13 protein-coding genes and 1 pseudogene are annotated in these 12,599 nt (G+C 41.4%); 11 read left to right on the plus strand and 3 right to left on the minus strand.

Annotated features, from left to right (window positions below):
* Positions 1–85: 85 nt before the first annotated feature.
* The 6 genes from FCL45_RS10725 (at position 86) to FCL45_RS10750 (ending at position 3,835) form a co-directional block, all read left to right on the plus strand.
* Positions 86–718 (plus strand): hypothetical protein, encoded by a 633-nt coding sequence (locus tag FCL45_RS10725; protein ID WP_136796424.1) that lies wholly within the window; start codon positions 86–88, stop codon positions 716–718.
* Positions 719–811: 93 nt separating this feature from the next.
* Complete coding sequence (locus FCL45_RS10730; RefSeq protein WP_136796425.1) at positions 812–1,327, plus strand: DUF6155 family protein; 516 nt, start codon at positions 812–814, stop codon at positions 1,325–1,327.
* Between the two features lie 101 nt (positions 1,328–1,428).
* Positions 1,429–1,884 (plus strand): NUDIX domain-containing protein, encoded by a 456-nt coding sequence (locus tag FCL45_RS10735; protein WP_136796426.1) that lies wholly within the window; start codon positions 1,429–1,431, stop codon positions 1,882–1,884.
* A 507-nt stretch (positions 1,885–2,391) separates the two neighbouring features.
* Positions 2,392–2,922 (plus strand): diheme cytochrome c, encoded by a 531-nt coding sequence (locus FCL45_RS10740; RefSeq protein WP_228721475.1) that lies wholly within the window; start codon positions 2,392–2,394, stop codon positions 2,920–2,922.
* Positions 2,923–3,013: 91 nt separating this feature from the next.
* Complete coding sequence (locus FCL45_RS10745; protein WP_136796427.1) at positions 3,014–3,364, plus strand: DHCW motif cupin fold protein; 351 nt, start codon at positions 3,014–3,016, stop codon at positions 3,362–3,364.
* 84 nt (positions 3,365–3,448) lie between these two features.
* Positions 3,449–3,835 (plus strand): hypothetical protein, encoded by a 387-nt coding sequence (locus FCL45_RS10750; RefSeq protein WP_136796428.1) that lies wholly within the window; start codon positions 3,449–3,451, stop codon positions 3,833–3,835.
* 253 nt (positions 3,836–4,088) lie between these two features.
* Here the strand turns inward: FCL45_RS10750 and FCL45_RS10755 are convergent, their stop codons facing one another.
* Together FCL45_RS10755 and FCL45_RS25085 are read right to left on the minus strand one after the other, a co-directional pair.
* The gene (locus FCL45_RS10755) at positions 4,089–5,141 is read right to left on the minus strand and encodes an IS91 family transposase (RefSeq protein WP_176360015.1); all 1,053 of its coding nucleotides are present in this window, start codon (positions 5,139–5,141) and stop codon (positions 4,089–4,091) included.
* Positions 5,131–6,047: pseudogene (locus FCL45_RS25085) on the minus strand (tyrosine-type recombinase/integrase). The gene FCL45_RS10755 and the pseudogene FCL45_RS25085 overlap by 11 nt, the downstream one beginning before the upstream one ends.
* A 601-nt stretch (positions 6,048–6,648) precedes the next feature.
* Here FCL45_RS25085 and FCL45_RS10770 point away from each other — a divergent pair.
* Complete coding sequence (locus FCL45_RS10770) at positions 6,649–8,112, plus strand: amidohydrolase family protein (protein WP_176360033.1); 1,464 nt, start codon at positions 6,649–6,651, stop codon at positions 8,110–8,112.
* Positions 8,113–8,685: 573 nt separating this feature from the next.
* Positions 8,686–9,270 carry a class I SAM-dependent methyltransferase gene (locus FCL45_RS10775; RefSeq protein WP_136800019.1) on the plus strand — a complete coding sequence of 195 codons (585 nt, stop codon included), beginning with the start codon at positions 8,686–8,688 and terminating at the stop codon, positions 9,268–9,270.
* A gap of 261 nt (positions 9,271–9,531) precedes the next feature.
* Here FCL45_RS10775 and FCL45_RS10780 read toward each other — a convergent pair whose 3' ends face one another.
* The gene (locus FCL45_RS10780; RefSeq protein ID WP_176359988.1) at positions 9,532–10,668 is read right to left on the minus strand and encodes an IS4 family transposase; all 1,137 of its coding nucleotides are present in this window, start codon (positions 10,666–10,668) and stop codon (positions 9,532–9,534) included.
* Between the two features lie 113 nt (positions 10,669–10,781).
* On the opposite strand from FCL45_RS10780, the gene FCL45_RS10785 reads away from it, so the two are divergent.
* The 3 genes from FCL45_RS10785 (at position 10,782) to FCL45_RS10795 (ending at position 12,529) form a co-directional block, all read left to right on the plus strand.
* The gene (locus tag FCL45_RS10785; RefSeq protein ID WP_136799387.1) at positions 10,782–11,183 is read left to right on the plus strand and encodes a GNAT family N-acetyltransferase; all 402 of its coding nucleotides are present in this window, start codon (positions 10,782–10,784) and stop codon (positions 11,181–11,183) included.
* Positions 11,184–11,255: 72 nt separating this feature from the next.
* A complete protein-coding gene (locus tag FCL45_RS10790; RefSeq protein WP_136799386.1) occupies positions 11,256–11,801 on the plus strand; it encodes a hypothetical protein in 546 nt (181 codons plus the stop codon).
* A 98-nt stretch (positions 11,802–11,899) separates the two neighbouring features.
* On the plus strand, positions 11,900–12,529 hold the full coding sequence (locus FCL45_RS10795) for a pentapeptide repeat-containing protein (protein ID WP_136799385.1): 630 nt from the start codon (positions 11,900–11,902) through the stop codon (positions 12,527–12,529).
* Positions 12,530–12,599 lie beyond the last annotated feature (70 nt).

Genomic DNA, 12,599 nt, shown 5'->3' on the forward strand with positions numbered 1-12,599 from the left:
GTTTAACCTGATTATCGCTTGCAACTTGAATTTCAATGGCCTACTATGCGTAAAGCAGTGTTATTTTAGTGACATAGGATAGTTTTTGCGCAAGCTCCAAAATGCCATACCACGCTGTGGAGCTACCCGTTGTGGTACTCCATTTTTGAATGAATTGGATAATACTCCGCAAAAAGGGAGTACTCCTATATTACACGTTATGATTACAAAAAAAATCATTACGATATCTCCTAAGAATAAGTATGCTTTGTGGTCAATATTGGCGATAATATATACAGCTATATTACATTATGCAATTAGACCAAAAATATCCTTTGAATGGATACAAAGCCTGCCTCTTTACATATTGGTCCCTTCTGTAATTCTGGCTTTTATTGGTCTGATGGCAATATCAGCCTATGCTTCAATGTACAGGCCAATTGTACCTGGACCACCAAACTGGCGAGAACCAGACATTTCTGGCTCATTGACAGTAGAGTTATCTATAAACGGTTTCCTAGTGTTTGCCTTATGGTTATCGAAAATAATTATCTTTGCTACATTACTATATTTTTACTTTGATTTAACAGTTGATACCTATATCGAAAACTTTGATTGTCTGTTAGGTGGTGGTTGTCAGTTAGATCGTTATGATAGAAGTATAATATTGGTTCCAGTCATAATGTTAACGCTAATATTTATTTATCTAGGCCTAAGAGTATACGATAAGCTTAAATAATAAATGGAAAATATATCATAACCAAGCGTTCGTAGGGACGCGCAAAAGGCGCGCGCCCCACAACTTCACGTTGTGCTTAAAAAACAAACTTACATGAAAGTTTCCGATCTAAAGAAAAAGCTGGATGCTAAAACAAAAGAAGATCTTATAAAAGATGTTCTTGATTTATTCAAAAAAAATCAGTTTGTCAAAGATTACTATATTGAAAAAGAATCGGACAATCAAAAATCTCCGGTATTTTTGAAACACAAAGAAATAATTGAAAAGGAATTTTTCCCAGAAAGAGGTGACGGTAAAGCAAGGCTATCAGTTGCTAAAAAAGCTATATCAGAATTCAAAAATATTTCTACCAACAACGTGCTTATAGCCGATTTAATGATATTTTATGTTGAAACTGGTGTCAATTATACTAATGAATTTGGTGATATAAATGAAAATTTTTATCTAAGCATGGAAAACATGTATGAACAAGCACTGAAATTCATCGTTGCAAATAAATTATCAAGCAATTTCCAAGATCGTTGCTTGGAAATTGTAGAAGGCACAGTAAATATTGGTTGGGGTTTTCATGACCAAATATCGTTTCTATATGAAAGTTGTTTTGGCTAATTAGCAGAAACCATAATGATCTGATATAAAATAAAAAATAAATTGCACAACAAGAAGTAGAAAAGGACGCGAAAAAGGCGCGCCCCCCTCAACTCAACGCTATGCCTAAAAAGATGAAATTTCATTATTTAGTAAGGGGAATCACCTTCATAAATGGCAAAGTTCTGTTAGTTCGTCATTTAGGTGCCTCAAATACATTTTTACCTGGAGGGCACATCAGCATCGGCGAAAAAGCCGAGACCGCCCTGGCAAGAGAAATTGAAGAAGAAATTGGAAACAAAGCCATTGTTCAACGCTTTATTGGAGCAGTCGAGTGCACTTGGGAAGAAAACAACCAGAACAACCATGAAATAAATTTAGTTTTTGAAGTTGCAATTCCGGACATTGACTCAATTACTCCAGCACACTCAAATGAAAATCATTTAGAGTTCTACTGGGTGGAGCCTAAAGAATTGAAGACATACAACCTACAACCGTATCCTCTAGTGAAATGCATTATGGATTGGAAGGATAATTATAACGGCTTTTGGGGTACAACAATGAACCAAAGGTCATAACGAATCATTCCACATGGTTTCGCAAACACCACGAAACCAGTGAATTCAACGTCATGCGAAGAAATAAACTATTTTGAAGAATAAAGGGTACATAAGCCTAGTTTTTTCATTCGTTACTGGTATGATAATATGGTGGTTTTCACCAATAGCTAGCGGTAGTTTAGAACCTTGGGATTCAGATTCAATTTATTATATTATTTCTTTGCTAATCTCCGGCATACTATTAGGCTATTTCTTCCCGACAAAAACTCTAATTATTTATTCAGGTATCTTGCTAGGTCAAATCTTCTATATACTTGTGTTCTTGCCAAGTGGCCCATTACTATCAATTGGAATATTTTACCTTGTAAGTTATACATTATTGGCATTGCTAAGCGCTTTTGGTACTTCTAAAATTTTGAACTAATATTAAACGCATAACCAACCGTTCCCAGGAACGCGCAAAAGGTGCGCCCTTGAACTAAACGATATGTGAATTTTAAAAATATCTCATTTGTGGAGGGCAAAATGAATACCAAATTCAATCTTATGCAATTGCTCGCTAATCCCTTCATCATTGCTGCATTCTGTTTGTCGCCTGCATATGCAGACGACAAACAGAAAGAAAAATATGAACGTGAATCATTCTCCGCTATTACGAATGAAACCTATAAGCAAGAATGTGGTGCCTGTCATTTCAATTATCAACCAGGTTTGCTTGCTTCAGCATCTTGGGAAAAACTAATTAATACTTTACCGTTCCATTTTGATGAAGACGTTTCAATAGATGAAAAATCAGTAAATGAAATTGAAAAATACTTAATAGAAAATTCAGCAGAGAATTCTACATCAAAAAGAGCCAGAAAAATATTACATAGCCTTAAAGGCCAAGTTCCTCTTAGAATATCAGAAACTCCATATATTAAAGAAAAACATCATGAATTGAACTTATCCGTTTTTGACAGGCCTTCAATCGGCTCACGATCAAATTGTATAGCTTGTCATACAACGGCCGAACAAGGTGACTACGACGATGATAATGTAAAAATACCAAAATAAAACACATGTCAAATCGTTCCAAGTGACAGCAAATAGCCGCGGCTCCTCAATTCCACGTTATAGAAATCAAATCTCTTCTAGATTGATAAAAATGAATGATAAAAACATCCCATTTCAAACTATAGATTGGTCAAAAATTCCTAAGACTGAACATAAAGGTGAAACCGGTGTTGCATATTGGCAAACCCTCCAATTCGATGGTTTACGAATAAGAATTGTTGAATATTCTGCTGGCTACGTTGCCGACCATTGGTGCCAAAAAGGTCACATAGTTCATTGCCTTGAAGGTGAAGTTACAAATGAACAAGAAGAAGGTATTAGTTCAGTATTAACTTCAGGTATGTCGTATGTTGTATCAGATGATTTGAGCTCTCATCGTTCTGTAACAAAAAATGGTGTAAAACTAATGATAATCGACGGTGATTTTCTCCAGCTTAAATAAAAAAAATTATTATAACAGGGAGTTAGATGCGAAGTCGCTGAAGCTCGCCGGTTATGTCCACGTTAGCTTCCAAGGAAGTCCCCAATGCTACTCAAAACATTAATTGTCGGATTATTAATCGCTATAGGTGAAGTAGTAAACGGAAATTTTAGAGTAAGATATCTACATAAGAAGTATGGCGTAAAACGTGCTAAAAAAATAAGTTTTCTTTCTGGGATTATAATTATTTACTCTATTTGTTGGTTTACCCTGTCTTGGGTGGAGCCAACTAATTATGTTGATTGTCTTATAATTGGGTCTGTTTGGTTAGTTATTATGATCTCATTAGATATTCTTTTTGGGAAATATGTATTTAAAATTAAATGGCATAAAATAATTGATGATTTTAACATAATGAAAGGGAATTTGCTCGGAGTTGGGATGGTGTTCTTGTTTATTTGTCCAACTATTGTTTTTTTGTTTATTAAATGATCAAGCTAACGAATAAGGATAGATTGTGATCGCAAAGCGATCCACAATCTTATCCGTGGTTGAACAAGCCCGGCTTTTCTCCTAAGGAAATATCTTTTGAAAGTAATTACCCTGGAAGGGGGCCTTGAATTCTAGCTGTAATTATAGAGCATAGTTATCCCTTCACCTGACAAGGTGTGAAAGAAACAGATTGTTTTCATAGACTGCATTACCTCCTGCTGAATTTATGTGAGAGCAGCGTCCAGGCTAATCATTATCCTGATCTGCCGTAGTCGAATCGAAAGCGTATCACCAGCATAGCCGCCTTGCATTTTGGGCAGGAATACTTTGGCCTTTGCCGCTGTTTTGGCACTATTGGGGTAAAGACATGCAGTATAAGCTGAATGAGGGTTCTGATTTTTCTGGCATTGGCGTGCAGAAAACCGTAATCCCGCACGCGTCTGAAGCCTCTCGGCAGGACATGCTTGACCAGGATGTTCAGGAAATCCTCTGCTTTTACTGTGGAATATCTTAGCTCATCAGTCCTACTGTCACGGTACTTGAAAGTGACATTTCCGTTGTGACTTGCCACAATATTTTTCTCGCTGATGACGCCTCGATAGAGATATCTGGCCAGATATTTCAGGGCCGGGAAGCCATTGCCCACGCATTCACAATGGGCAACCCACTTTTCAGGCAGATTTTGAGGCAGGGACAGGCCTGTTGATTTCAGCATGTCGAGGAATTTGCCGCGGAAGGTTTTGGCCAGGGCAAATCCATTGAAGAGATAGTCATTTTTCACCTTTCTCCACTTGCCGAATCGTTTATCTATACCGCCGCCAGGGATGAGTACATGAATGTGGGGGTGAAACGAGAGGTCTCGCGCGTGGGTGTGCAGGATCATGGTCATGCCGATCTCCGCTCCAAGATGTTTTGGGTTCGCAGCAAAGGATCTAAGGACTTCAGCGACGCATTTGAACATCAGGGAATAGACAGTTTTCTGGTGCCCGTATGCCAGGTATCGCAGTTCATATGGTAAGGTAAAGGTGGCCAGGAAGTAGGGGACCGGCATGAGCTTCGCCTGCTGTTTATCAAGCCAGGAACTGGTCTGGTGATTGAGGCAGGTTGGGCAGTGGCGGTTGCCGCACGAGAGGGGGCGCCATTCTCCATGCTGGCAATCAGGGCATCGTGCATAGAGTTCGCCAGATTGAGGGGTTCGACACTGCTGTATGTCCCTCAAAGCCCTCAGTTGCTCTGGGATGGCATTGCCGCCATGACGAATCATGTACAGGTCGAAGTATTTGTTGATGAGTGATTTAATGTCCATGTTGCTTCCTCGTTGGGTTCAGCTCCATGGAATTGATCAGCTCGTTTATGGTGGCAATGCTATCCTTTTCCGCGGTGTAGGTGAGCTGGGCGTAACGGGCAGTGGTTGTGGGGCTTGAATGCCCGAGAAGTTCCTGGATGTGGCGAAGGCTTAAACCCGCTTCGAGGAGGTGGGTGGCAAAGCTGTGTCTGAGGGAGTGGATGGAGACTTTTTTTTAATGTTACAGGCTGCAACCACCGCTTTCATGGCCTGCTGGGTGGAACCGATGTTCATGTGAGAGGTTGCCCTGATGATGGTTTCAGCAGAGCCTCTATAGTTTGGGAAAAGCAGCTTGGGATGGCGATGATCCTGCCAGAGAATGCGTAATGCCTTCAGGGTTCGATCAGGCAGTGGAACCAGACGATCTTTATGTCCTTTGCCTCTGCGGATATGTACCCGTCTGCGATTGGCATCGATATCTCCGATCTGTAAAGAAAGTGCTTCCTGTAAACGCAACCCCATGGAGTAAGTAGTAAAGAGAAAGACCCGGTAACGGAGTTTGCGCGTGTTGTGAACAAGTAAGGCAACTTCTTCTCTAGTAAGGATATCCGGGATTGTTTTCACAGTTGGTGGCTTGACGATATTGAGCCATTGCCAGTCCTGCTCCAGGACGTGCTTCCAGAAGAACATCAGGCCGAGCCTGTCGAGCTTTACCGTACTCCAGGAATAGTTTTCTACCAGACGGGTAAAATAATCTTCGAGCTGCTCCACCGACAGTTGATCTGGGCAACAATCAAAATGTTCGGTAAGACGACGAACAGCCCGGGCATAGGCGCTGATAGTTGCCTGACTCTTGCCTTGAAGCGTAAGCTTTTTCAGGTGCCGATCGTAAAGGATTTCAAAACGTTTGGAATCTTTTGCCTTCATGGTATACTCCTTTTTCTGTAAGTGTCCGGAATTGGACTCTTTACTGAAGTATACTCAAGACCTCTGCCGCGTAGCGGCTTCGTTCAACCAGGCGGTCAACACGGCCTCGATGAAGCTCACCGGTTACCTTCACGCTAGCTACAATGGATTATCTGCACTGAACATAGAGAGTTTGTGGCAACAGGTAGCAAACTACATTCCACCAGCATCATAAATTCAAATACTGACCACATAATTAAATAGTTATAATAGCATTATTCGACGTTACTTTTAGATATAAAGCCCCTGTTGTGTGGTAAAATATATAGATTGTCTTATCAGACCGGGTGGTTCACCTAGCATGGCAGAGAGCGATAACTGCCAAAGGAGAATAAATTTTGATCCAACAACTTTATAGGTTTTTTCTCTCGTTGTTTTTTTTCTTTGCAGCGAGCTCTCTGTCTTTAGCCCAAAACTACGATCTTGTTATTTTGAACGGCCGTGTAATGGATCCAGAGAGCATGTATGATTCAGTCGCCAACGTGGGTATAAAAAACGGCCGGATAGAAGTCATCACAAAGGATAAAATAACTGGTGCCGAAAAGATCGACGCAAAGGGCCCGTGGTTGCTCCCGGTTTTATTGATACCCATGTCCATGGCTCAGATCCCTTCACCATTAAGATGGTTTTGCGGGATGGGGTGACCACGGCCATGGATCTTGAGGCCGGTGCGTGTCATGTGGGTGACTGGTATGAACAAAAGGCCAAAGGAGGATGGCAGGTCAATTATGGCACAACATCCAGCCATGCGTTGAACCGAATGATTGTACATGATCCGGAAACTGCCATTGACGAGCCCGTAGATATGGCCAACGCGGCCGATTGCATGCATGTCGCAGGTGAAGACGGCGTTGCGGGCTGGGCCATGACCAAGGACACTATCGAAACCATGAACAAGGTGTCACGCCTGCTTGATGAAGACATGCGGCAGGGGGCCCTTGGTCTTGCCGCGGTTCCTGCCTACATGGCCCGGGGATTGACAACCTATGCATTATTCGAGGGCCAGCGCGCGGCATCCCGCTATGGACGTCTTACGGCCGTGCATACCCGTTTTCACCTTTCGTCCGAGCCGCCCACGGAAGCCGCCCTCGGCTTTGACGAAGTATTTACCAATGCATTTCTTCTCGATGCGCCGCTGCTGGTGCAACATAACAATGATTACGGATGGTGGGAAATAGAAGAAAAACTTCAGCTCGTCCGCGCCAGGGGCCTTAACATGTGGTCCGAGCATTATCCATACGCTTCAGGAGGAACAGTTATTTCTGCAGATTTTCTCCGTCCTGAAGTATGGGAAGATATTCAGGGCAATCGTTACGAGGAAACCATCTTTGATCCCCAAACGGACAGCTTTTTCACTCGCGAGACTTTTAAGAAGACTGTTGCCAATGATCCCAGCCGGAACATCGTGATATTTATGCCATGGCGTGAGGAATGGATCCAGTATTGGCTCACCATGCCACACATGGCAGTGGCAAGTGATGGCCTGCCCGGACATGACGCAAACGGGAATCTTCTGCCAATGAACGCGGATTATTCGGAATATGCAGGCAATCCACGCACGGCCGGCACGCATGCCAAGACCTTGCGCCTGGGGCGGGAGCAGGGTGTGCCCCTGATGTTTCAACTTTCACAACTCAGCTACTGGCCGGCCCTCCATCTCGGCGACACTGGGCTCCAGGCCATGAAGGACAGGGGGCGCGTTCAGGTGGGCAAGATTGCCGACCTGACACTTTTCAACCCTGATAAGGTTACTGACAATGCCACTTTTACGGCAGGTGAAAACGGCCTTCCCTCCACAGGCATTCCCTATGTGATTGTAAACGGCGCTGTTGTCGTGAAAAAGTCCAAAGTGCTCGTGGACGTGAAGCCGGGCCTGCCTATACGGTTTCCCGTGGAAGAAAACAGTCGGTTCGAGCCGGTAACCGTGAAACGATGGATCAACGAGAAAACCATTGCACCTTTTGAAAATCACGTGGAGGATGCTTGTGGAATGAGTGAGATTATCAATGACAATGAACTCAAATAATATTTCATAGAAATTAAATATATATCCTCGATCCGTGATGGTTGATTAATAACCAGCTAGCCAAGCGTTAAACACCGCTCCACCACGTTCCGCTCGGACTCGCTCAAGCTCGCGTGTGCCACGAAACTTTAAAAGGGAAGGGGAGGTAGGCCTCCCCCCCCCCGATTTCGGGTTGCAGGACCTGGAATCAAACCGCCTGAAGTTGCTGTGGCAAAGAGCCATGGTAGTGAGCGTGTAGGAAAAGGCAGGAGGTAAACCTGTCAGGTGTGCTTCAGGAAGATGAACGAGAGTGAACCACCGTTGAGGTGTCGAAATCAGCGTTGACAGATGTCATCAAAACCAGTGTTTCGCGAGCTGAACTGTGATAAGTGTGGAAGTAACCTGCTCACTGACCAGGTGGTGACCGGCACAGAGGTGGCATGATCCTGTTGCAGGCTTTTTTAAGGAACGTGGGAACCTGTCGTTCTGATGTTAAGGGAAAAATCCAAGATGAACTGGGTCGTCTCAAGCGCAACTATGTGTAAACGATGTATTGACATAGTTGTAAACGATGAAGTGCACTAAAAAAAAATAATGACAACTCGATATAGAAATAGTTTTTCAGGTAAAGGTGTGTTTCCACCTAAGTATGCTTTTACTCTCTTAATTCCCTTCCGTAACTTATTTCTGTCTCCCAAAAAGTTGATCCAAAGATTAGATATAAGCGGAGACCAAAATATATTAGAGATAGGTCCAGGTCCTGGCTATTTCAGTTCTCATGTTGCAAAAAAACTGGAAAGCGGTAGGCTTGTCTTGATAGATATTCAACAAGAAATGTTGGATATGTCAAAAAAACGACTCGATAAAAAAGGAATTACTAATGTAGATTACAAGTTAACTGATGGCTACTGCCTTGATCTGGAAAGCAACCTTTTTGATAGAGTATTTATGGTAACAGTCTTAGGTGAGGTTGACAATAAAGACACATATTTAAAGGAGATTTATAGGGTTTTAAAAGAAGGGGGAATTTTGTCGATCTCAGAGTTAGTTGGAGATCCCGACAAGATTAGTGTTGAGGATCTTAAATCTTTAGTTGCAAAATATGGTTTTACAGTATTTCAAGTTTTTGGAAACAAGTATAACTACACTATCAATTTCAGGAAGATAACTGAAAAATAATTTAACAAGCCGTCCAGGGGACGCGCAAAAAGCGTGCGGCCCTGAACTCAACTATATGCCAGATAATAATAAAATACCTCCTATTGAGACAAATAGACTTATACTGAAGAGTATGAGCATTCCTTTACTTCGTATGATTAATGAAGGAAATTATGAGAAGGCCCAACAGCTTTCCGGATTTGTAATACCTCCTGGTTTACCAATGCCGAATAGAATATGGCTCAATAGAAGACTTGAGATGATTGCACTGCTGTCTCATAGTTAATTCCACAATGCAAGTTGTGGCGAAAATTGTGTTTTTCCTGGTTTGTCAGGCGGCTTTAACAAGTCAGCCAACGGTCTTCTTTCAAAAATGTTCAATTGCAATAGCCTGAGCAGTTGCGTGAGCGATCCTTTGAATTTGGCCATGAATTTAAAATACGACAGCATTAGATAGACACAGAGGGCAATCCATAGCTGTGTAAGTACTGCGTTTTCAGATGTTCCAAGAAACGTCTTCACTTTTAGTTGTTGCTTGATCCACTTAAAGAACAGTTCGATTTGCCAGCGTTCTTTATAAATTGCAGCAACCTCTGATGCTTTGAGTTTCCTCGAATTTGTCACAAACTGATACTCAATGCCCGTTTCTGGATCAACATAGATAATCCGTCGAAAAGTGAACTGATATCCTGGAATTTTTATCTTTTGGTCTTCAAGAACATCAGGAGAATCGGGTTTACGTCGGTTGCCGTAGCGATAGACTTTTGCATTACTTTTAAGCCGTGTTACGAACGTTATTTTGCGTTTGTCGAGGGTCTCGTACCAAGTGTAATCGGTGAACCCTCGGTCAAAAACTACACAAGAACCGGCAGGCAGGTTAAGAGATCGTGCCCATTCGATTTCATGTTTTTTGCCCTCCGTCATATCCATGAAGACTGGAAGATAGCCACTTGCATCAAGGCCAAAATGCAATTTCATGGCACCCTTGGTTTTGCGGTAGTTAGCCCACGGAAACACTGAGAGACAGAGATTGACCATCGTTGCATCGAGTAAATAAATTTTACCCTTGAACTTGAACCTATGCTTCGGAGCATTCGCCTGGCACTTATGCAAAAGCTGAAAGAACATGGCTTTGAAAGTCTCATAAGGCTGTTGCTCATTGACACGAGCCAAGGTGGCCCGACTAGTTGGCCTCATACCCAAATGATACAAACGAGACTTTTGAACGGCCAGGTTGCTGACTAAGTCACGAAGGCTCTTTCTGGAAGTGAGTTGGGCTATAGTCATGGCGAGAAACTGGCTCCATCTGTTGAAGGAGCGAAACTTTTGTCCATGATGATGCTTTCTTGCCAGTTTCTCAAAATCATGTCTTGGGAAAAATGAAGCAATCTGATTTAGGATTGTGCTAGAATGAGCCATGGCTCGGATCTCCTTGTTATTATATTGTTTTTCGCAAATTCACTATAACACAAGAAGCTCTCCGAGCCTTTATTTATCCGTAATCACGTTATTATTTGTGAGACAGCAGTGAGATGATTGAGCGAGATAGCAGTCAGCAAAAGTGGATGTACCGAGCAATTCTCCAAAAGAATGATAATAGAATGGTTGGGCACATAAGCTTTCATCACAAAGCACCAGACCCGGATCTTTTGGAAATTTCTGAATTAGCGGTCGAATTGGGATATACAATAGACCCAGAATACAGAAGAAGAGGGATTGCTAAGGAAAGTGCCATTGCGATGATGGAGTGGGCTAACTATGAATCGAATGTAAGAACTTTTATACTAACCATCAGTCCTGCAAACTACCCCTCTATTAAATTGGCTGAAGCAATGAACTTCAAAATAATTGGAGAGCATATCGACGAAATCGATGGGTTGGAATACACGATGAGGGGTGAAATAGAAGATGTTTTAAGAACAAAGCACGCATAATATGGCGTTTCACTCGGACTCGCTGAAACTCTTCGGTGAGTTAAACCTTAAAAGTTTGTAGTTGAATAAAAAATGTCTATAACCAATAGTTGGAATCCAAGTGAATATATATCGTTAGCTGCTTTAGTGGTTGCAACTATGTCTTTGCTGTATAGTTTTTCAGCCGGTAGAAAACAACATAAGTTTAATTCAAAATTAGCACACTATCAGAACATGCAAGAATTCTATGCTTTATTAAACAAGGTTGTAGGTACTAAAAATAAAGCTGATGTAAATATAAAACAAGCAATAGGTATTAACAAGAAAGCAATCGAATCGATTAAGCTATACAAAAAAATTGTAACGGATGAGCACTATATGGGGCAAGAGTTTTCTGATCTTGAGGAATTTGAAACAATTCTTGAAGAAAGGAGAGCTAAGGTGGATGAATGGGATGAAACAATAAGCTCTATGTGGAAATATCAAGAAGCGGATCAGCAAATATGGCAAGCATTAAATCAATTGAATTCGGTTTTAAATGCAGAGATTACTCAAATAGCACCACTGCTTCTAGAGCTAGAAAATAAAAAAAATACTCTATTAGATTCATATGATAAAATTGAGAAATTAATTAAATAAGCCACAAAAAAAACAATCGTTTAACCAATCGTTCGCAGGGACGTGTAAAGGCCCTGTGCACCACCACTCCATTTTAGAAAGTAAAGAAAGAAAATAGTGTGGTCTTAGTAAAATCATCTTTAACCATGTATATGAAAAAAGACAGTCCTGATATATTGGATTATGAAATGTTCGAAGACGAAATGTTTTTGGATATCAACTTGCCACAACACACTAAATTTGTTGAGGTAGAGTTTTGTGACTGTAAATTTGTAAACTGTAAATTGTCCAAAGTGAATTTCTTTAATTGCAGGTTTGAGCGTTGTAGCTTTACAAATTGCGATTTAAACTCAATTTCAGTAAAACATACTGTTTTTGATGATGTCCTCTTTGAGGAATCAAAACTAACAGGAATTCAGTGGGCTGAAACTGGCATACCTCTAGATGTAATATTTAGACAATGTTCATTGGATTACTGTAGTTTTATCAATGTGGATCTGAAAGGCACAGAAATTACCAATTGTAAAGTGAAAGAGGCTGATTTTTCTGAAGCAAATTTGTCCAGAGCGGATTGTCGCCACTCTGATTTTACCGGAACCAGATTTGTTAATACAAATTTGGAATATACTGATTTGTCTGATGCATTCAACTATTCGATTCATCCAGGCGCCAATAAACTTAAGAAAACGGTATTTTCTTCACCCGATGTTTTGTCGCTATTAGATGTGTATGATATTGTAATTAAATAATACTGCTAACCAGGCAACAAGTACTGGCCCGCAAGAGCATGCGGCCGAGTTCTCTCAATGTTAGCGATTG

Origin of the sequence: Desulfosediminicola ganghwensis, from assembly GCF_005116675.2 — a bacterium.
GTDB classification, from domain to species: Bacteria; Desulfobacterota; Desulfobulbia; order Desulfobulbales; family Desulfocapsaceae; genus Desulfopila; species Desulfopila ganghwensis.

Excerpts from the sequence above, each read along its gene's own strand:
- FCL45_RS10780 (WP_176359988.1), bottom strand. The coding sequence starts at position 10,668 with ATGGCTCATTCTAGCACAATCCTAAATCAGATTGCTTCATTTTTCCCA.
- FCL45_RS10740 (WP_228721475.1), top strand. The coding sequence starts at position 2,392 with ATGAATACCAAATTCAATCTTATGCAATTGCTCGCTAATCCCTTCATC.
- FCL45_RS10775 (WP_136800019.1), top strand. The coding sequence starts at position 8,686 with ATGACAACTCGATATAGAAATAGTTTTTCAGGTAAAGGTGTGTTTCCA.
- FCL45_RS10790 (WP_136799386.1), top strand. The coding sequence starts at position 11,256 with ATGTCTATAACCAATAGTTGGAATCCAAGTGAATATATATCGTTAGCT.
- FCL45_RS10755 (WP_176360015.1), bottom strand. The coding sequence starts at position 5,141 with ATGGACATTAAATCACTCATCAACAAATACTTCGACCTGTACATGATT.
- FCL45_RS10745 (WP_136796427.1), top strand. The coding sequence starts at position 3,014 with ATGAATGATAAAAACATCCCATTTCAAACTATAGATTGGTCAAAAATT.
- FCL45_RS10730 (WP_136796425.1), top strand. The coding sequence starts at position 812 with ATGAAAGTTTCCGATCTAAAGAAAAAGCTGGATGCTAAAACAAAAGAA.
- FCL45_RS10785 (WP_136799387.1), top strand. The coding sequence starts at position 10,782 with ATGATTGAGCGAGATAGCAGTCAGCAAAAGTGGATGTACCGAGCAATT.
- FCL45_RS10735 (WP_136796426.1), top strand. The coding sequence starts at position 1,429 with ATGCCTAAAAAGATGAAATTTCATTATTTAGTAAGGGGAATCACCTTC.
- FCL45_RS10750 (WP_136796428.1), top strand. The coding sequence starts at position 3,449 with ATGCTACTCAAAACATTAATTGTCGGATTATTAATCGCTATAGGTGAA.